Origin of the sequence: Mesorhizobium sp. WSM4983 (assembly GCF_029625765.1) — a bacterium.
In the GTDB taxonomy this organism is placed as follows: domain Bacteria; phylum Pseudomonadota; class Alphaproteobacteria; order Rhizobiales; family Rhizobiaceae; genus Mesorhizobium.
The window spans coordinates 220010-239257 of sequence record NZ_JARTVM010000008.1; the positions used below are offsets into that span (position 1 = coordinate 220010).

Consider the following 19248-nt stretch of genomic DNA (forward strand, 5'->3'; position numbering starts at 1 on the left):
GCGCCGGCGGAAGCGTTATCGTTCGATTGTCGGCTCGGTAACAAGATCGCTGCCAGCGTGTCGAGGCGCTTAGCGACTGCCGAAGATTGCCGAGCCCAGCCTGACACTGGTCGCGCCGAAGGCGATCGCGGTCTCGTAATCGCCGGACATGCCCATCGAGAGCATTGCGACGCCGGCCTCGCGGGCGATCTTTTCCAAAAGCGCGAAATGCGGGCCGGGATTCTCGTCCGCCGGCGGGATGCACATGAGGCCCTCAATGGCGAGGCCGTGCACCTCGCGGCAGCGTTTGACGAAAGCGACGGCGTCGCGCGGCTCGATGCCGGCCTTCTGCGGCTCGGAACCGGTGTTGACCTGGACATAGAGTTTCGGCGCCCGGCCTTGCCTGGCGGTCTCCTTGGCAAGCTCGGCGGCGATCTTCTCGCGATCGACGGTCTCGATGACATCGAAAAGCGCCACCGCTTCCTTCGTCTTGTTGGATTGCAGCGGCCCGATCAGGTGCAGCTCGATGTCGGGAAACGCCGCTTTCAGCGCCGGCCATTTACCTTGAGCTTCCTGCACGCGGTTCTCGCCGAAAACACGCTGGCCCGCCTCGATGACCGGGCGGATATCTTCGGCCGCGAAGGTCTTCGAGACCGCAACCAGCATGACGGCGCCGGGCTCACGCTTTGCCTCGCGTTCGGCGCTTGCGATCTTCGCCTTGACCGCGCGAAGCTGTTCGACGGGGCTCGTCATGTCCATATCCTGCCCATAGTTTTAGCACCAACGCCGGATCGCCACAGTTGACGGGTCTGGCAATCCATGGTGAACACCGCGACGACATTGTCTCGGCTGCCGGCCTTGCCCAGCGCCGCGCACCCGCTTTTAAGTGAAAAACATCTGATGGCAACCGAACGATACAATCCGCGCACGTCAGAGCCCAAATGGCAGAAGGCCTGGGCCGAAAAGAAGCTGTTCGAGGCCAGGAACGAGGACCCGAAGCCGAAATACTACGTGCTCGAGATGTTCCCTTATCCCTCGGGGAAGATCCATATCGGCCACACCCGCAACTATACGATGGGCGACGTCGTCGCGCGCTACAAGCGGGCCAAGGGCTTCAACGTGCTGCACCCGATGGGTTGGGACGCCTTCGGCATGCCGGCCGAGAACGCAGCGATGCAGAACAAGGTCCATCCCAAGGACTGGACCTACGAAAACATCGCCGTCATGCGCGAGCAGCTCAAGATGATGGGCCTGTCGCTCGACTGGGCGCGGGAGTTCGCCACATGCGACGTCGACTACTATCACCGCCAGCAGATGCTGTTCCTCGACTTCGTCGAGAAGGGGCTGGTGACGCGCAAATCCTCCAAGGTCAACTGGGACCCGGCAGACATGACGGTGCTCGCCAACGAGCAGGTCATCGACGGCCGCGGCTGGCGCTCGGGCGCGCTGGTCGAGCAGCGCGAGTTGACGCAGTGGTTCTTCAAGATCACCGATTTCGCGCAGGACCTGCTGGATTCGCTCGGCCGTCTCGACGAATGGCCGGAGAAGGTCAAGCTGATGCAGCACAACTGGATCGGCCGCTCGGAAGGGCTGCTGATCCGCTGGCCGCTGGCGGCTGCAAGCTCTGCCAAGATCGGCGGCGACATGCACGAGCTGGAAGTCTACACGACCAGGCCGGACACCATCTTCGGCGCCTCCTTCATGGCGGTCGCGGCGGATCATCCGCTAGCCAAACAAGCCGCCGAGAACAATCCGGCGCTGGCCAAGTTCATCGACGAGGTCCGCCATATGGGCACCTCGGTGGCGGCGCTTGAGACGGCCGAAAAGAAGGGTTTCGATACCGGCATCCGCGTCGTCCATCCTTTCGACGACGGCTGGACGCTGCCTGTCTACGTCGCGAATTTCGTGCTGATGGAGTATGGCACGGGCGCCATCTTCGGCTGCCCGTCGGGCGATCAGCGCGACCTCGACTTCGCCAACAAATACGGCCTGCCGGTAGTCCCGGTAGTGATGCCGGAAGACGGCGACGCAAAAAGCTTCCAGATCACCGAGGAGGCCTATGTCGACGACGGCGTGATGATCAATTCGCGCTTCCTCGACGGCATGAAGCCGCAGCGCGCGTTCGACGAGGTGGCGAAGCTGCTCGAACAGAAGACGATCGGCGGCCGGCCGATGGCGGAGCGCAAGGTGAATTTCCGCCTGCGCGATTGGGGCATCTCGCGCCAGCGCTACTGGGGCTGCCCGATCCCGATGATCCACTGCGAGGCCTGCGGCGTGGTGCCGGTGCCGAAGGCCGATCTGCCGGTGAAACTGCCTGACGACATCGAGTTCGACCGTCCGGGCAATCCGCTCGATCGGCATCCGACATGGCGTCACGTGAAATGCCCGCAATGCGGGCGCGACGCGCGGCGCGAGACCGACACGATGGATACATTCGTCGATTCGTCGTGGTATTTCGCGCGCTTCACCGCCCCCTGGGCGAACGAGCCGACCGAGCCGAAGGCGGCGGACGAGTGGCTGGCGGTGGACCAGTATATCGGCGGCATCGAGCACGCGATCCTGCATCTGCTCTATTCGCGCTTCTTCACGCGTGCCATGCGCGAGACCGGCCATTTGAACCTCGCCGAGCCGTTCAAGGGCCTGTTCACGCAAGGCATGGTGGTACACGAGACCTACCGCGTCGGCGGTCCGTCGACAAATGGGCGCTGGCTGTCGCCGAGCGAGGTCAGGATCGAGGATGCCGGCGGCAAGCGCCGCGCCATCGAGATCGCGACCGGCGAGGAAGCGTCGATCGGCGCGCTCGAGAAGATGTCGAAATCGAAGAAGAACACGGTGAGTCCGGAGGAGATCACCGACGGCTACGGAGCCGATACCGCGCGCTGGTTCATGCTGTCGGATTCGCCGCCCGAGCGCGACGTCGAATGGACCGACGAAGGTGCCGCCGGCGCGCATCGCTTCGTGCAGCGCGTCTGGCGCCTGGTGCAGATCTCGGCCGAACAGCTTGGCGACGTGAAGCCGGCCGCGGCGAGCGAAGGCGAGGCAGGTGCCGTTTCCAAGGCCGCGCACAAGATTCTTAAGGCGATCGGCGAGGACATCGAGAAGCTCGGCTTCAACCGAGCTATCGCCCGCATCTACGAGCTTGCCAATGCGCTGGCCGTGCCGCTCAACGACGTCGCCGAAGGCAAGGCTGACGCGGCGCTGAAGGGCGCCTGCCGCGAGGCCGTCGAGATCCTGGTGCATGTGATCGCGCCGGTGATGCCGCATCTGGCCGAGGAATGCTGGGAGGCGTTGGGCGGCACCGAGATGGTCGCCGAACGGCCTTGGCCTGCCTACGATCCGGCCCTAGTCGTCGACCACGAGATCATGCTGCCGGTGCAGGTCAACGGCAAGAAGCGCGGGGATTTGACAATTGCCCGCGACGCGGATCAAGGTGCCGTCGAAAAAGCGGTGCTGGCTCTCGACTTCGTGCAGAAAGCGCTCGATGGTAAAGCCCCGCGCAAGGTGATCATCATCCCGCAGAGGATCGTCAATGTCGTTGCCTGATCCGGAAAAGTCACAGGCGGCGCGTTTGCTGCGTCGCGCTGCTCTCAGCGGCCTGATCGCCTCGCTGGCACTGGTCTCCGCCTGCACGGTACGGCCGCTCTATTCCAGCGCGCCGCTCACCGCCGGCTCGCAGGTCGGGGCCGCCGCCGAGCTGGCCTCGATCTCGATCAAGCCGGTGAGCACCCGCCCTGCACAGCAGGTGCGCAACAATCTGATCTTCGCTTTCGGCCAGGGCTCGGGCGAGCCGGCATCGCCTGCCTATACGCTCGACCTCGGCGTCACCGAGCTTGTCGAGTCGGCGGCCATCGTTCAGGTGCAGACCGAAGAGGACGAGCCGACGGCGGGCACCGTGACCCTCACCGCCAATTATGTGCTCAGAGACGCCGCGACCGGCACTGTGGTCGCGCTCGGCAAGCGCTCGATTCCTTCCTCCTTCGACCGGCCGCGCCAGGAGTTTGCGGCCTACCGGGCGCAGATCGACGCCGAGAACCGCGCCGCCCGCGAGCTCGCCGATCTGCTCAGGCTGGCGATCGCCCAGGACCTAGCCAAGAATGGCAAGAAGGCCTGAGCTGGTCTCTGGGCGCCGCCGCACTATTCCCCTATTCGAGGCAATAAAAAAGGCCAGGTTACCCCCGGCCTTTTGTTGTCTGCTCTCCGGCCTCAGCCAATCTTCTGGCCGGTCTTGGCCCAGTCGGCGAGGAAGGCGGCGAGGCCCTTGTCGGTGAGCGGATGGTTGACCAGCGCCTTCAACGTCGCCGGCGGCGCGGTCACGATATCGGCGCCGATCAAAGCCGCCTGCTTGACGTGGTTCACCGTACGCACGGAAGCGGTCAGGATCTCGGTCTTGAAATCGTAATTGTCGTAGATGGTGCGGATTTCGGAGATCAGCTCCATGCCGTCCGAGCCGGTGTCGTCGATGCGGCCGACGAAGGGCGAGATGAAGGAGGCGCCGGCCTTGGCGGCAAGCAGCGCCTGGTTGGCCGAGAAGCAGAGCGTGACGTTGACCATGCGGTTCATCTCGGTGCGGATCGTCTTGCAGGCCTTCAGACCATCCAGCGTCAGCGGCACCTTGATGGCCACATTCGGTGCGATCTTGGCCAGCACCTCGGCCTCGGCCATCATCTCCTTGTACTCGGTCGCCACGACCTCGGCCGAGACCGGGCCTTCGACAATGTCGCAGATCTGCTTGGTGACCTCGGCGATCTTGCCGCCCGATTTCAGGATCAGCGACGGGTTGGTGGTGACGCCATCGAGCAGCCCCAGATCGTGCAGCTCCTTAATTTCCTTGATGTCAGCGGTATCGACAAAAAACTTCATGGCTGTCTCCTTGGGGATTGCCTGAACGCCGGCCAGGCAGATGCGGGGGTCCCCTTTGATCTAGAGCAAAGTCGGGGCAAGGTCACGCCCGATGATCGAAGATTCGCCCTTTGTCGCGGCCGCGCCGGTGCTGGTGCCGATGCCGGCCGAACGGCCCTACACATATGCCGTGCCGCCAGGCATGCGCGTGGTGCCGGGCTCGATCGTGCGCGTGCCGCTGGGGCCGCGGCAGGTCGCCGGCATCGTCTGGGACGCCGTCGTCGAATCCGTCGATCCGAAAAAGCTGCGGCCGATCGAGGAGGTCTTCGACTGCCCGCCGATCGACAAGGCCATGCGCCGTTTCGTCGACTGGATCGCCCAATACACGCTGTCGGCGCCCGGCATGGTGGCGCGGATGTTGTTGAGGGCGCCGGAAGCTTTCGACCCGGAGCCGTGGATCGAAGGCCTGCAGCGCACGCTTGCCGAGCCCGACCGATTGACCGACGCGCGACGCCGCGTGCTGGAGACGGCCGAAGGCGGGCTTGCCTGGACGCGCTCCGGTCTCGCCCATGCGGCGGGTGTCTCCTCGACCGTCATTGATGGCTTGAGGGCACAAGGCGTGTTTGAGACGGTGATGATCCCGCCAAGGCCGGTGGTCGCCGCACCCGATCCCGGCCATGCTGTGCCGGAATTGATGCCGGACCAGAAGGCGGCGGCCGAGAAGCTGCGCGCGGCGATCGCCGCCGGCGCCTTCAACGTCACCCTGCTCGACGGCGTCACCGGATCGGGCAAGACGGAAGTCTATTTCGAGGCGGTGGCGGCGGCGCTCGACAAGGGCAAGCAGGTGCTGATCCTGCTGCCGGAGATCGCGCTGACGCACGCTTTCCTCGAGCGCTTCCAGGACCGCTTCGGAGCCAAACCGGCGGAGTGGCATTCGGACCTGCCGCCCAGGATGCGCGAACGCGTCTGGCGGCAGGTGGCGGAGGGTGGCGTGCGCGTCGTCGCCGGGGCGCGCTCGGCGCTGTTCTTGCCGTTCAAGGAGCTAGGCCTGATCGTCGTCGACGAGGAGCATGACCCGGCCTACAAACAGGAAGACCGCGTCTTCTATAATGCGCGCGACATGGCGGTGGTGCGCGGCCATATCGGCGCTTTCCCGGTCGTGCTCGCCTCGGCGACGCCGTCGGTCGAGAGCCGCGTCAACGCCAGCCAGGGCCGCTACCAGCGCGCGGTGCTGTCGGCGCGTTTTGCCGAGGCGGCGCTCCCCGACCTGAAATCGATCGACATGCGGAGCGCGCCGCCGGCGCGCGGCGGTTTTCTGTCGCCTCTCCTTCTGGAGCAGATGGAGCGCACGCTGGAGAGACAAGAGCAGTCGCTGCTCTTCCTCAACCGGCGCGGCTATGCGCCGCTGACGCTCTGCCGCGTCTGCGGCCATCGCTTCGGCTGCCCGGTCTGCTCGGCCTGGCTGGTCGAGCATCGCTTTCGCGGCCAGCTCGTTTGCCATCATTGCGGCCACAATGAGCGGCGGCCGGAGGCCTGCCCGGAATGCGGCACGCTCGATCATCTGGTCGCCTGCGGGCCGGGCGTCGAGCGCATCGCCGAGGAAGTGGTGGCGCATTTCCCGGAAGCCCGCACGATCGTATTGTCGTCCGATCTCTTGGGCGGCGTGCGCCGGCTGCGGCTCGAGCTCGAGGCCGTCGCCAATGGCGAGGCCGATATCGTCATCGGCACGCAGCTCGTCGCCAAGGGTCACAACTTCCCCGGCATGACGCTGGTCGGCGTGGTCGACGCCGATCTCGGGCTCGCCAATGGCGATCCGCGCGCCGCCGAGCGCACCTTCCAGCTGCTCAGCCAGGTGACCGGGCGCGCGGGCCGCACCGGCAAGAAGAGCCTCGGCCTGCTGCAGACCTACCAGCCCGACCATCCGGTGATGCGGGCGATCGTCTCGGGCGATTCGGAAGCCTTTTACGAGCGCGAAATCGCGGAGCGGGAGCGGGCCGTACTGCCACCGTTCGGCCGGCTCGCCGGCATCATCGTCAGTGCCGCGACACGCGCCGAGGCCGAAACCCATGCGCGCGGCTTGCGGCGCGCGGCACCTACAGCCTCCGATCTCTTCGTGCTCGGACCGGCCGAGGCGCCGCTGTCGCTGATCGGCGGCCGCCACCGCTTCCGCTTGCTGGTGCAAGGCGAGCGGCGCGCCGACATGCAAGGTTTCATTCGAGCCATGCTGGCGGAGGGGCCGAAGCTGCGCGGCTCGGTCAGGGTGCAGGTCGACATCGACCCGCAGAGCTTCCTATAAGCGAGAAAGACAGCCCCAACGGAGCGCTCGCTTTATGAAAACCCTGGGCCTTATCGGCGGCATGAGCTGGGAATCGACGGCGATCTACTACCGACTGCTCAACGAGATCGTGCGCGAGCGGCTGGGCGGGCTGCATTCGGCCGAGCTGTTGCTCTGGTCGTTCGACTTCGCCGAGATCGGCGAACGCCAGCATGCCGGCGACTGGGACGGCGCCGGTGTCCTTCTGGTAAAAGCAGCGCGCAAGCTGGAGGCCGGCGGCGCCGAGGGCTTGATGATTTGCACCAACACGATGCACAAACTCGCCGACACGGTGCAAGCGGCCATCTCGATTCCCATTATCCATATCGCCGACGCAACTGGACACGCTGTTGTCGCCGCAGGCGTGAAGCGCCCGGCGCTGCTGGCGACACGCTTCACCATGGAACAGGATTTCTATAAAGGGCGGCTCGCCGACAAATACGGCCTGCAGCCGGTCGTGCCCGCCCAGGCCGGCCGCGACATGGTGCACCGGATTATCTATGATGAGCTCTGCCAAGGCGTCGTCAAAGCCGACTCGAAGTCCGCCTACGTCGAGGAAGTCGGCCGTCTGCGGCGCGACGAAAAGATCGACGGCCTCATCATGGGCTGCACCGAGATCACCATACTGATCGGCCAGGGCGATTTCGACATGCCGGTGTTCGACACCACGCGCATCCATGCCGAGGCAGCGATCGACTTCGCATTGTCCTGATCGGGCGCTCTTCTGTCGCTTCTTCTCTTGCGGTCTTTTCAAATGTGCCGGCCGACATCTGGCGCGCGGATTTTCCTCGGCTAGAATGCCGGCAATTTCAGAACAAGACTTTACGAGGGGGATCAGATGGAGTTCGCGTTTCCGTGGCCGGCGAGCCAGGGCGAGTGGCTGGCATGGTCGAGCGCCGTCGTGACGCTGCTCATCGGCCTCGGCCTCTTCCTGGCGCCGAATCTCGCCTTCCGCATCCTGCGCCTGCAGGCGAAGCCGGAGAAAGCGGCGGCGATCGCCGAAGGGCGCGGCCGCATGTCGGGCTTCTATCTCGGCGTCAGCCTGTGCTGCATCCTGCTCGCGCAGCCGCTGCTCTATATGGCGCTCGGCTTCTCATGGCTGTTCACCGCTTTCGGTCGGCTTTTGTCGATGATGTCGGACGGCGCCAATACACCTTTCAACTGGGCTTCCATCGTGGTTGAATTGGCCCTGGCGGCGCTGCCGCTTGCCTTCGCCTTCGGCTTCGTACCGTGAATTCGTGGCTAATCCGCCGCTCAGGCTCGGCCTTCGCCGTCTGATGCGACAAAAGTGCCTGAAACCATGCCGGACGATGCATTGCGGTCTCAAAAGGCCTGTGCTAGACGGCAATCGACTTTCGGCCGGGGATAGCGGAAGCCATCCCTCCGTGCTTGGAAAAATCGCAGTAAGGTCAAAGATTTAGCCAGAGTTTTCGCTCGCGCCAACAATCTGCGGCCTGTCAGACAAGAGAAAAGACGGTCCGTGGCCCAATCGTCATCGCCAATCTCAGCTGTCGCAGAGCGCTATGCAAGCTCGCTGTTCGAGCTCGCGCTGCAGGAAAATTCGGTCGCCCAGGTCGAGGCTGACCTCAACGATTTCGAGGCGATGCTCAATGGCAGCGCCGACCTTGCCCGGCTCATCAACAGCCCGGTGTTCTCCAGCGACGATCAGGCCAAGGCGATCGGCGCGATCATCTCCAGAGCCAACATCACCGGCCTCGTCGGCAATTTCCTGCGCGTCGTCGCCCGCAACCGCCGCCTGTTCGCCGTGCCCGGCATGATCAAGGCGTTCCGCCAGATTGCCGCCGACCACCGTGGCGAGGCGTCCGCCGAAGTCACCTCCGCGCATGCGCTGACGGATGCGCAGCAGGCCGAACTCAAGGCGACGCTGACGGGAATCGCCGGCAAGGACGTGGCCATCGCCATGACCGTCGACCCGTCGCTGCTCGGCGGCCTGATCGTCAAGATGGGCTCGCGCCAGATCGATACGTCGCTCAAAACCAAACTCAATTCGCTCAAGCTTGCACTGAAAGAGGTCGGCTGATGGACATCCGCGCCGCGGAAATTTCCGCAATTCTGAAAGACCAGATCAAGAATTTCGGCAAGGAGGCCGAGGTCTCCGAAGTCGGTCAGGTTCTGTCCGTCGGTGACGGCATTGCCCGCGTCTACGGGCTCGATAACGTCCAGGCCGGCGAGATGGTCGAATTCCCGGGCGGCATCCGCGGCATGGCGCTGAACCTCGAAGCCGACAATGTCGGCGTCGTCATCTTCGGCAACGACCGTGACATCAAGGAAGGCGACACCGTCAAGCGCACCGGCGCCATCGTCGACGTTCCGGTCGGTCCCGGCCTGCTCGGCCGCGTGGTCGACGCGCTCGGCAATCCGATCGACGGCAAGGGCCCGATCCAGGCGACCGAACGCCGCCGCGTCGACGTCAAGGCACCCGGCATCATTCCGCGCAAGTCGGTGCATGAGCCGATGTCGACCGGCCTCAAGGCCATCGACGCGCTTATCCCGGTCGGCCGCGGCCAGCGCGAGCTGGTCATCGGCGACCGTCAGACCGGCAAGACCGCCATCATCCTCGACACGATGCTGAACCAGAAGTCGGTGCACGACAACGGCCCGGAGAAGGAGAAGCTCTACTGCGTCTACGTCGCTGTCGGCCAGAAGCGCTCGACCGTCGCGCAGTTCGTCAAGGTGCTCGAGGAGCGCGGCGCGCTCGACTACTCCATCATCATCGCCGCCACCGCGTCGGATCCGGCACCGATGCAGTTCCTGGCGCCGTTCGCCGGCTGCACCATGGGCGAATATTTCCGCGACAATGGCATGCATGCCCTCATCAGCTATGACGACCTGTCGAAGCAGGCCGTCGCCTACCGCCAGATGTCGCTGCTGCTGCGCCGCCCGCCGGGTCGCGAAGCCTATCCGGGCGACGTGTTCTACCTGCATTCGCGCCTGCTGGAGCGCGCCGCGAAGCTCAACGACGATAATGGCAACGGCTCGCTGACCGCGCTGCCGATCATCGAGACGCAGGCCAACGACGTGTCGGCATACATCCCGACCAACGTGATCTCGATCACCGACGGCCAGATCTTCCTCGAGACCAACCTCTTCTTCCAGGGCATCCGCCCGGCGGTGAACGTCGGTCTGTCGGTGTCGCGCGTCGGCTCCTCGGCGCAGGTCAAGGCGATGAAGCAGGTCGCCGGCTCGATCAAGGGCGAGCTCGCGCAGTACCGCGAAATGGCGGCCTTCGCGCAGTTCGGCTCCGACCTCGACGCCGCCACCCAGCGTCTGCTCAATCGCGGTTCGCGCCTGACGGAGCTCCTGAAGCAGCCGCAGTTCTCGCCGCTCAAGACCGAAGAGCAGGTCGCGGTGATCTTCGCCGGCGTCAATGGCTATCTCGACAAACTGGCGCTGAACCAGGTCGGCAAGTTCGAGCATGGCCTGCTCAGCCACATGCGCTCGGCCGGCAAGGACGTGCTCGACGGCATCCGCAAGGAGAAGGCGCTGTCGGACGACTTGCGCGGCAAGCTCAAGGCCGAGATCGACGCCTTCGCCAAGACCTTCGCTTAACGAACAGCCGGACGCACGGGATCAGGTTTGAAGCATGCCTTCATTAAAAGACCTTCGTAACCGTATCGCCTCGGTCAAGGCGACGCAGAAGATCACCAAGGCGATGCAGATGGTCGCCGCGGCGAAGCTGCGTCGCGCGCAGGAAGCGGCGGAAGCGGCGCGTCCCTATTCCGAGCGGATGGGGGCTGTGCTGGCCAACATCACCCAGGCGATCGGCGGCGGCGGCGATGCCCCGGCGCTGATGACGGGCACCGGCAGGGACGACGTGCATCTGCTCGTCGTCTGCACCGCCGAGCGCGGACTGTGCGGCGGCTTCAATTCCCAGATCGCGCGCCTAGCCCGCGAGCATATTCGTAAGCTTCTCGCCGACGGCAAGCAGGTCAAGATCATCTGCGTCGGCAAGAAGGGTTTTGACATCCTGCGCCGCGAGTACGGCTCGCTGATCCTCGAGCGCGTCGACCTGCGCGAGGTCAAGACGCTCGGCTTCGTCAATGCCGATGCGATTGCGCGCAAGGTGATCAACCTGTTCAATCAGGGCGGCTTCGACGTCTGCACCTTGTTCTACTCGCAATTCAAGTCGGTGATCAGCCAGATTCCGACGGCGCAGCAGATCATCCCGGCGGCCCCGGCTTCCGCCGCTGCCGAGACGAGCAACGGCGCCACGGCCGTCTACGAATACGAGCCGGAGCCGGGCGAGATCCTCTCCGACCTCATCCCGCGCAACATCGCGGTGCAGATCTTCCGCGCGCTGCTGGAAAACGCGGCTGGCGAGATGGGCGCCAAGATGAGCGCGATGGACAATGCGACGCGCAACGCCGGCGACATGATCAACAGGCTGTCGATCACCTACAATCGCCAGCGGCAGGCGCAGATCACCAAGGAACTCATCGAAATCATTTCGGGCGCCGAGGCGCTCTAGGCGCGCCCCGCCGCCGAGGCAATCGACCTCGCGGCAGAAGGCGTGAGCAACAGACAGACGAAAAGGGCAAAGACGATGGCGAAAGCAGCTACCCCGAAGACCGCCGCCAAGGCGGCACCGGCCCCCAAGGCGGCAAAGGCTCCGGCAGCAGCCGCGAATGCCGCTCCGGCCAAGAAGGCGGCCGCTCCGGCCAAGGCAGCGGCTCCGGCGAAGGCGGCCAGCGTTGCGGCGAAGCGGGTCGGCGCCGCCGGCAAGGTGCGCCAGGTCATCGGCGCCGTCGTCGACGTCCAGTTCGAAGATCATCTCCCGGCCATTCTGAATGCGCTGGAAACCGACAATGTCGGCAACCGCCTCGTCCTCGAAGTCGCCCAGCATCTCGGCGAGAACACCGTGCGCTGCATCGCCATGGACTCGACCGAAGGTCTCGTGCGCGGCCAGGATGTCTATGACACCGGCGGACCGATTTCGGTGCCGGTCGGCCCCGGCATGCTCGGCCGCATCATCAACGTCATCGGCGAACCGGTCGACGAGGCCGGCCCGGTCGACGCCGTCGAAATGCGCGCCATCCACCAGCCGGCCCCGGCCTATGTCGACCAGTCGACGGAAGCGCAGATCCTGGTCACCGGCATCAAGGTTCTCGACCTGCTGGCGCCTTACGCCCGCGGCGGCAAGATCGGCCTGTTCGGCGGCGCCGGCGTCGGCAAGACCGTGCTGATCCAGGAGCTGATCAACAACGTCGCCAAGGCCCACGGCGGCTTCTCGGTGTTCGCCGGCGTCGGCGAGCGCACCCGCGAAGGCAACGACCTCTATCACGAGTTTATCGAATCGGGCGTCAACAAGAAGGGCGGCGGCCAGGGCTCGAAGGCCGCGCTGGTGTACGGCCAGATGAACGAGCCGCCGGGCGCGCGCGCCCGCGTCGGCCTGACCGGCCTCACCGTCGCCGAGTATTTCCGCGACCAGGGCCAGGACGTGCTGTTCTTCGTCGACAACATCTTCCGCTTCACTCAGGCGGGATCGGAAGTGTCGGCGCTGCTCGGCCGCATCCCCTCGGCCGTGGGCTATCAGCCGACGCTCGCCACCGACATGGGCGCGCTGCAGGAGCGCATCACGACCACGACCAAGGGTTCGATCACCTCGGTGCAGGCCATCTACGTTCCGGCCGACGACTTGACCGACCCGGCGCCGGCCACGTCCTTCGCCCACCTCGACGCCACGACCGTGCTCAACCGCGCGATCTCGGAAAAGGGCATCTACCCGGCCGTTGATCCGCTCGATTCGACCTCGCGCATGCTCGACCCGATGGTTGTCGGCGAGGAGCACTACCAGGTCGCCCGCCAGGTGCAGTCCATCCTGCAGCGCTACAAGTCGCTGCAGGACATCATCGCCATCCTTGGCATGGACGAGCTGTCGGAAGAGGACAAGCAGACCGTTGCCCGCGCCCGCAAGATCGAGCGCTTCCTGTCGCAGCCGTTCTTCGTCGCCGAAGTGTTCACGGGCTCGCCCGGCAAGCTGGTCGACCTTGCCGACACCATCAAGGGCTTCAAGGGCCTTTGCGCCGGTGATTACGACCATCTGCCCGAGGCCGCCTTCTACATGGTCGGCGGCATCGAGGAAGCGGTCGAGAAGGCGCAGCGCCTGGCGGCTGAAGCGGCGTAAAGAAGCGAATAGCGAATAGGGAGTAGCGAATAGGGATCAGTGGGCCGGCCGAGTTTTTCACTACTCGCTACTCGCTATTCCCTACTCGCTAGATTGGCATGGCTGAAGCTTTCAAGTTCGAACTGGTCTCGCCGGAGCGGCTGCTCGTTTCCGAGCAGGTCGAGTCCGTCGTCATCCCGGGCGCCGAAGGCGAGATGACCGTGATGGCGCAGCACGCTCCGGTCATGACCACGATCAAGCCCGGCGTCGTCACGGTGAAAACCGCGGCAGGCAAGGAAGAGCGCTACGTCGTGTTCGGCGGCTTCGCCGACATCTTGCCTTCCGGCTGCACGCTGCTGGCCGAATCGGCGGTCGCCGTCGGCGACATCGACCGCGCTGATCTCGCCCGCCGCATCCAGGAAGCCAGGGAAGACGCCGCCGACGCCAAGGACGACGAAGCCCGCAGCAAGGCCGAGCAGTTTCTCAGCCAGCTCACCACGTTGGAAGGCGCGCTGCTGCCGGCCTGACGGCGGCATCTTAGGATGGACTGAAAGAGAGCGGGCTTGCCCCGCTTTTTTGTTTGCCTCGTTTGCCCGTTTTCTCGTTTGGGAGACAGTTCGCCCTGCTTGTCAGGGTGTCTTGCGGTTTCATGCAAACGGCGAGCCGCTCTATCTTCTTGTTTGGGTGATCGACCCCGACACGAGTTCGGCAGGCAACGACACGCCGGAAATCGTCGTGCCGCCTGATGAATATTTCATGCTCGGCGACAATCGCGACAATTTGGCCGACAGCCGCTTCACCGGGCACGGTGCCGTACGGCAATCTCGTTGGCAAGGCAGTGCGCCTGTTCTGGACGGGGCCTACTCTGCCGCACGGCAGGTCGTGAACGAGTCGGGCGAGTAGTCTCGGTTCAGAGACGCGCTACTCGGCCAGCCGGGGCGGTTCCTTGCCGATGCCGAGCGCCGCGAGAGCCAGCTTCGGACCGCCCTGCTTGAAATGGACGAAATGCGTCGCGACAAACTCGATCAATTTCTGTCGCTCCGGATGATCTTTGGCAAAGCCGGCGAGGTCGAACACGGCCTCGGCCATTGTTGCCGCCGGCAGATTGCGGCCGAACAGGTTGCTGAGGGCGTCGTCGAGCGGGTCGGTGAAATGACCCTCGGGCAAGCTGCCACCGCGCGCGGAGCATGCGGCGATCCAGGCGGCGACAACCAGCGACAGATGTTCCGGCAGCAGGCCCGCCTCCAGCCGGGCAAGCGCGGAAGCGACGATGCGCTGCGGCAGCTTCTGGCTGCCATCATTAGCGATTTGCGCGGTGCGATGAGCAAGCGCGGTGTTGGAGAAGCGCTGGGCGAGCTCGGCGGTGTAGGCGGCGGTATCAAGGCCTGCATCCTGGGGCAGCGTCGGCACGGCTTCGGCCCACAATGCGTCGACAAACCGTCGGATCGACGGGTCGGCGAGGGCGCGGTCGACGGTCGCGTGGCCGCTGAGCAGCCCGAGATAGGCGATGCCGGAATGCGCGCCGTTGAGCAGTCTCAGCTTCATGTCCTCGAAGGGACCGACATCCTCGACCATGGTGACGCCGAATTTCTCCCAGGCCGGCCGCCCGGTGGGGAAACGATCCTCAATCACCCATTGCCGGAACGGCTCGGTCATCACCGGCCAGGCATCCTCGAGACCAAGCTCGCCGGCGATGCGCGCCCGGTCGGCGTCGGTGGTCGCAGGCACGATGCGGTCGACCATGGAAGACGGGAAGGCCACTTCGTTGGCGACATGGCTGGCGAGTTCGGCATCGCCCTGTCGAGCGAGCCCGGCATCGCCCTGTCGAGCGAGCCCGGCATCGCCCTGTCGAGCGAGCCGTAAGTCGCGCAGTTTCGCGAACTCGATCAGCAGGCGGTGCAGCGTGGCGCCGTTGGCCGGAAGGTTGTCGCAGCACAGCACCGTGAAGGGCGGCGTGCCGGCGGCGCGGCGGCGCGCAAGCGCCTCGGCCAGGAAACCATGCGCCGTCTTCGGCGATCCAGGGTTTCCCAGATCGTGGACGATGTCGGGATGAGTTTCGTCGAGCCTGCCGTCGGCGGCCCTTAGATAGGCCTTTTCGGTGATGGTCAGCGTGACGATGCGGGTGCGCGGATCGGTGAGCGCGGTAAGCACAGCGTCCGGATCTTCGGGCGCCACCAGCAACGACAGGATCGAGCCGATGATCTGCAACTGCTCGCCGGCGCTTTCCCTCACCGCCAGTGTGTAAAGCCCGTCCTGCGGCGACAGCGCATCGCGTGTATCGGGACTGCGCAGCGAGACGCCAATGATGCCCCAACCCGTATCGCCATCCGCCAGGACGGCGTCGACATAGGCCGCCTGATGAGCGCGATGGAAGGCGCCGACGCCGAGATGGACGATGCCGGGCGTCACGGCGCCGCGATCGTAGCGGGGTACGGCGATTGCGCCCGGCAGCTGCGCGATCGAGGCGTTCGACAGACGGCTGTTCATTGGGTTTGAAGTCTCCGATCGGCGCGTCGAGCCTGGCAGGAATGGCGGCAGCGGCGTAGCACCCGCCGCTGCCCGGTACAATGGCCGGGCCTTATGCAAAAGTCATCATACAACTGGCTGGTTTTTGTATGTTGACAATGTTGTTTGCTAATCCACCAATGGGGCAGCCTGGGAGGAGCGAAGTGGCTGCATTGACTGATCCGGACCTGTTGTTCGCGCCGGAAACGCGAACGCTGGCTCGCGCCCTTCATGCAGGGGTCAAGGACCTGCCGATCGTCAGCCCGCATGGCCACACGGACCCGCGCTGGTATGCGCTCAACGAGCCCTTTCCCAACCCCGCGCAGCTCCTGATCGTCCCGGACCACTACATTTTCCGCATGCTGTTCAGCCAGGGCGTGCCGCTGGAAAAGCTCGGCGTGCCGACGCTCGACGGAGCGCCGGTCGAGACCGACGGCAGAACGATCTGGCGGCGCTTTGCCGAGCATTACTATCTCTTCCGCGGCACGCCGACCCGGCTCTGGCTCGACCATGTGTTCGAGCACCTGTTCGGCATCGACGAACCGCTCAACGCCAGCACCGCTGATCGGTGCTACGACACGATCGCCGCGCTTCTTCAGCGCGCCGACTATCGGCCGCGGGCGCTGTTCGAGCGCTTCAACATCGAGGTGATCGCCACCACCGAAGGGGCGCTCGACGATCTCAAATGGCATCGGATGATCCGTGACAGCGGTTGGCAGGGCCGCGTCGTTACCGCCTACCGGCCGGACGCCGTGGTCGATCCCGACTTCGAAGGGTTTCTAGCCAATCTCGATCGCCTGGGCGAAATCACCGGATGCGACACCGGCACATGGGCCGGCTATCTCGAGGCGCACCGAAAGCGCCGCGCCTATTTCAAGGAAATCGGCGCCACCTCGTCCGATCACGGCCATCCGACCGCCGACACCGCCAATCTTTCCGACACGGCGGCGCAGGAACTGTTCGACAGCATCCGCCGCGGCTCGGAGGACGAGCGCGAGCGAAAACTGTTCCGCGCCCAGATGCTGACCGAGATGGCCAAGATGAGCCGCGACGACGGGCTGGTAATGCAGATCCATCCCGGGTCGTGGCGCAATCATTCGCCGGCTGTTTTCCAGAAATTCGGCCGCGACAAGGGCTTCGATATCCCGACCCGGACCGACTATGTGACGGCGCTGAAGCCGCTGCTCGACTGCGTCGGGCTGGAGCGTGACCTGACGATCATCCTGTTCACGCTCGACGAGACGAGCTATGCGCGCGAGCTGGCGCCGCTCGCCGGCGTCTATCCGGCGCTGAAGCTTGGGCCGGCCTGGTGGTTCCACGACAGCCCGGAAGGCATGCGCCGCTTCCGCGAAATGACCACCGAGACGGCGGGCTTCTACAATACGGTCGGCTTCAACGACGACACGCGCGCCTTTCCATCGATCCCGGCGCGCCACGACGTCGCGCGGCGTGTCGACTGCGCCTTCCTGGCGCGGCTCGTCGCCGAACATCGGCTGCGCGAGGAGGAAGCGTATGAGCTGGCGCGCGAGCTTGCCTACACGCTTGCCAAGAAGGCGTACCGGCTCTGAGCCGGTCGCCAGGATTTGAGAGGCATGAAGTTCCGCATCATCCAGTCGGACGTCTTCGTCGAACATGGTCGGCAAGATCATGGTCTGGGAAGCGATGCGCTCGATCTGGTCATTCTACGGCGCGGGTATCGTGGTTCTGGCGCTGGTGACGTATATTCCCGCGATCTCGCTGTGGTTGCCAAGTGTCTTCAAGTAGGCGTCCTCAATAGGGCGTTCAGATAGGGGAGTGCGACGTGGCCGGGCCCACGACGGATCTCAGGGTCGAACGGAAGCCGAAGCTGTCGGAAACGGTGGTCGCGGCGATCCGCAAGCAGCTGTTGGCGGGCGAGATCCCGCCCGGGCACAAGCTGCCGACCGAGGGGCAGCTCACGGAAACCTTCGGCGTCAGCCGCACCGTCATTCGCGAGGCGCTGGCAAAGCTTGCCGCCGACGGTCTCGTCGAGGCGCGGCAGGGCGCCGGCGTCTTCGTAACCGAACACATCTCCACCACGCTCGGCGTTTTAGCCGCCGATATGGGCGCCAAGGATTCGATCGCGCTCAACGTGCTCGAGGTGCGGCTGGCGATCGAGATCGAATCGGCCGGCCTTGCCGCCATCCGCCGCAACGCGGCGCAAGAGGCGGCAATCCAGGAGGCTTTCTTCGAGTTCGAGCGGCTCCTGCTCGCCAGTCAGCCGACCGGTCCGGCGGATCTCGCCTTCCATAGGGCGATCGCCAGCGCCACCAATAACCCGTTCTATGTCGAGATGCTCGACGTGCTCGGCCGCCGCGCCATTCCCTGCGACGTAACCTCGCCCTGGTCGGCCGAGCTCGTCCAGTCCGACGAGTACCAGCGTGGCCTGCAACGGGAGCATCTGGTGATCCTCAATGCGATTTCGGCGGGCGACGCCGAAGCCGCGCGCGAGGCGATGCGGGCACATCTCACCTCGAGCCAGCAGCGCTACCGCGAGCGCCTGCAGGCGCGGCAGGCCTATTACGCAAAGTCCGTGGCGGCTGCGTCGACCGGATAATCATTCGAGCAAGGTAGAGATGGACCAGACACACACCGGCGCTTTCAACTGGGCCACGGCCGGCGACAATGTCGACTATACCGAGGTCGACCAGGTGACGATGGACCAGCTCAAGTGAGCGATCTTTTCGCCTTCAGCCTTGCGGGAAAACGCATCCTCGTCACCGGCGCCAACACCGGCATCGGCCAAGGCATTGCCGTGTCGGTCGCGCGCGCCGGCGGCGCCGTCATCGGCGTCGGGCGCTCGGCGATGGATGAAACCGCGGAGAAGATCGCGGCCATTGGTGGCCAGTTCGAAACCGTGGCCGCCGATCTCGGCGATCCTGCCGCGGCTGCCGTCATGCTCGACCGGATATGGGACGAGAAGGGACCGCTCGACGGCTTGGTCAACAATGCCGGCATCATACGGCGCGCCGACGCGGTCGATCTGACCGAAGCCGACTGGGACGAGGTGATGGACATCAATTTGAAGACGGTCTTCCGGCTTTGCCAGAGTTTTGCCAGACGCGTGCTGGCCGAGCCCGGGCGGCGCGGCAAGATCGTCAATATAGGCTCGGTGCTGAGCTTCCAGGGCGGCATCCGCGTCGCCTCCTACACCGCTTCGAAACATGGTGTGCTTGGCCTCACGAGGCTGCTCGCCTGCGAATGGGCGGCGAAAGGCATAAACGTCAACGGCATCGCACCGGGCTATATCCAAACCAACAACACCGAAGCCTTGCGCGCCGACCCCGACCGCAGCGCCGCCATCCTCGGACGCATTCCCGCGGGGCGCTGGGGCCGGCCGGGCGACATCGGCGACGCGGCCGTTTTCCTGCTCGCGCCCGCGTCGGACTACATGCATGGCGCGGTGATGCCGGTGGACGGCGGCTGGCTGGCGCGGTGACCATTCTGCCAATTTCGAACGGAAGCTAAG

Annotated in this window: 18 protein-coding genes; 15 read left to right on the forward strand and 3 right to left on the reverse strand. The window is 65.0% G+C overall.

What is annotated here, in order from left to right; genetic code table 11:
- Window positions 1-69: 69 nt before the first annotated feature.
- Complete coding sequence (locus P9254_RS21525) at window positions 70-732, reverse strand: YggS family pyridoxal phosphate-dependent enzyme (RefSeq protein ID WP_127247285.1); 663 nt, start codon at window positions 730-732, stop codon at window positions 70-72.
- Window positions 733-879: 147 nt separating this feature from the next.
- Here P9254_RS21525 and leuS point away from each other — a divergent pair, with 147 nt between their 5' ends.
- Together leuS and lptE are read left to right on the forward strand one after the other, a co-directional pair.
- Complete coding sequence (gene leuS / locus P9254_RS21530; protein ID WP_278057113.1) at window positions 880-3522, forward strand: leucine--tRNA ligase; 2643 nt, start codon at window positions 880-882, stop codon at window positions 3520-3522.
- Window positions 3509-4090, forward strand: a complete 582-nt coding sequence (gene lptE / locus P9254_RS21535) for an LPS assembly lipoprotein LptE (RefSeq protein WP_067324955.1) — start codon at window positions 3509-3511, stop codon at window positions 4088-4090. Before leuS ends, lptE begins: the two co-directional genes overlap by 14 nt.
- Before the next feature lie 92 nt (window positions 4091-4182).
- Here the strand turns inward: lptE and fsa are convergent, their stop codons facing one another.
- Window positions 4183-4839 carry a fructose-6-phosphate aldolase gene (gene fsa, locus P9254_RS21540; RefSeq protein ID WP_095799713.1) on the reverse strand — a complete coding sequence of 219 codons (657 nt, stop codon included), beginning with the start codon at window positions 4837-4839 and terminating at the stop codon, window positions 4183-4185.
- Window positions 4840-4930: 91 nt separating this feature from the next.
- Here fsa and P9254_RS21545 point away from each other — a divergent pair, with 91 nt between their 5' ends.
- From P9254_RS21545 to P9254_RS21585, 9 genes are all read left to right on the forward strand, one after another.
- Window positions 4931-7114, forward strand: a complete 2184-nt coding sequence (locus P9254_RS21545; RefSeq protein ID WP_278057114.1) for a primosomal protein N' — start codon at window positions 4931-4933, stop codon at window positions 7112-7114.
- Window positions 7115-7148: 34 nt separating this feature from the next.
- Window positions 7149-7844 carry an aspartate/glutamate racemase family protein gene (locus tag P9254_RS21550; protein ID WP_278057115.1) on the forward strand — a complete coding sequence of 232 codons (696 nt, stop codon included), beginning with the start codon at window positions 7149-7151 and terminating at the stop codon, window positions 7842-7844.
- Window positions 7845-7970: 126 nt separating this feature from the next.
- A complete protein-coding gene (locus tag P9254_RS21555) occupies window positions 7971-8366 on the forward strand; it encodes an AGROH133_08824 family phage infection protein (RefSeq protein ID WP_095799716.1) in 396 nt (131 codons plus the stop codon).
- A gap of 246 nt (window positions 8367-8612) precedes the next feature.
- The gene (locus tag P9254_RS21560) at window positions 8613-9173 is read left to right on the forward strand and encodes a F0F1 ATP synthase subunit delta (RefSeq protein ID WP_067324965.1); all 561 of its coding nucleotides are present in this window, start codon (window positions 8613-8615) and stop codon (window positions 9171-9173) included.
- On the forward strand, window positions 9173-10702 hold the full coding sequence (atpA, locus tag P9254_RS21565) for a F0F1 ATP synthase subunit alpha (protein WP_067001528.1): 1530 nt from the start codon (window positions 9173-9175) through the stop codon (window positions 10700-10702). The genes P9254_RS21560 and atpA overlap by 1 nt, the downstream gene beginning before the upstream one ends.
- Window positions 10703-10736: 34 nt before the next feature.
- A complete protein-coding gene (locus tag P9254_RS21570; protein WP_095799719.1) occupies window positions 10737-11621 on the forward strand; it encodes a F0F1 ATP synthase subunit gamma in 885 nt (294 codons plus the stop codon).
- Between the two features lie 75 nt (window positions 11622-11696).
- Window positions 11697-13277, forward strand: a complete 1581-nt coding sequence (atpD, locus tag P9254_RS21575; RefSeq protein WP_067002177.1) for a F0F1 ATP synthase subunit beta — start codon at window positions 11697-11699, stop codon at window positions 13275-13277.
- A gap of 98 nt (window positions 13278-13375) precedes the next feature.
- Complete coding sequence (locus P9254_RS21580; RefSeq protein ID WP_067001534.1) at window positions 13376-13783, forward strand: F0F1 ATP synthase subunit epsilon; 408 nt, start codon at window positions 13376-13378, stop codon at window positions 13781-13783.
- 112 nt (window positions 13784-13895) lie between these two features.
- Window positions 13896-14159: a S26 family signal peptidase gene (locus tag P9254_RS21585; protein ID WP_336619660.1), complete on the forward strand. Its 264-nt coding sequence runs from the start codon at window positions 13896-13898 to the stop codon at window positions 14157-14159.
- 18 nt (window positions 14160-14177) lie between these two features.
- On the opposite strand, the gene P9254_RS21590 is transcribed toward P9254_RS21585, so the two are convergent.
- Window positions 14178-15743, reverse strand: coding sequence for a mannitol dehydrogenase family protein (locus P9254_RS21590; protein WP_278057116.1), 1566 nt, complete (start codon window positions 15741-15743; stop codon window positions 14178-14180).
- Window positions 15744-15925: 182 nt separating this feature from the next.
- Between P9254_RS21590 and uxaC the strand changes: the two genes are divergently transcribed.
- From uxaC to kduD, 4 genes are all read left to right on the forward strand, one after another.
- A complete protein-coding gene (uxaC, locus tag P9254_RS21595) occupies window positions 15926-17329 on the forward strand; it encodes a glucuronate isomerase (protein ID WP_278057117.1) in 1404 nt (467 codons plus the stop codon).
- A 64-nt stretch (window positions 17330-17393) separates the two neighbouring features.
- The gene (locus P9254_RS21600; protein WP_278057126.1) at window positions 17394-17525 is read left to right on the forward strand and encodes a hypothetical protein; all 132 of its coding nucleotides are present in this window, start codon (window positions 17394-17396) and stop codon (window positions 17523-17525) included.
- 37 nt (window positions 17526-17562) lie between these two features.
- Entirely contained in the window at window positions 17563-18336 is a 774-nt protein-coding gene (locus tag P9254_RS21605; RefSeq protein ID WP_095799723.1) for a FadR/GntR family transcriptional regulator, read from the forward strand.
- A 114-nt stretch (window positions 18337-18450) separates the two neighbouring features.
- Complete coding sequence (gene kduD / locus P9254_RS21610; protein ID WP_127239265.1) at window positions 18451-19218, forward strand: 2-dehydro-3-deoxy-D-gluconate 5-dehydrogenase KduD; 768 nt, start codon at window positions 18451-18453, stop codon at window positions 19216-19218.
- The last annotated feature ends 30 nt before the right edge of the window (window positions 19219-19248 follow it).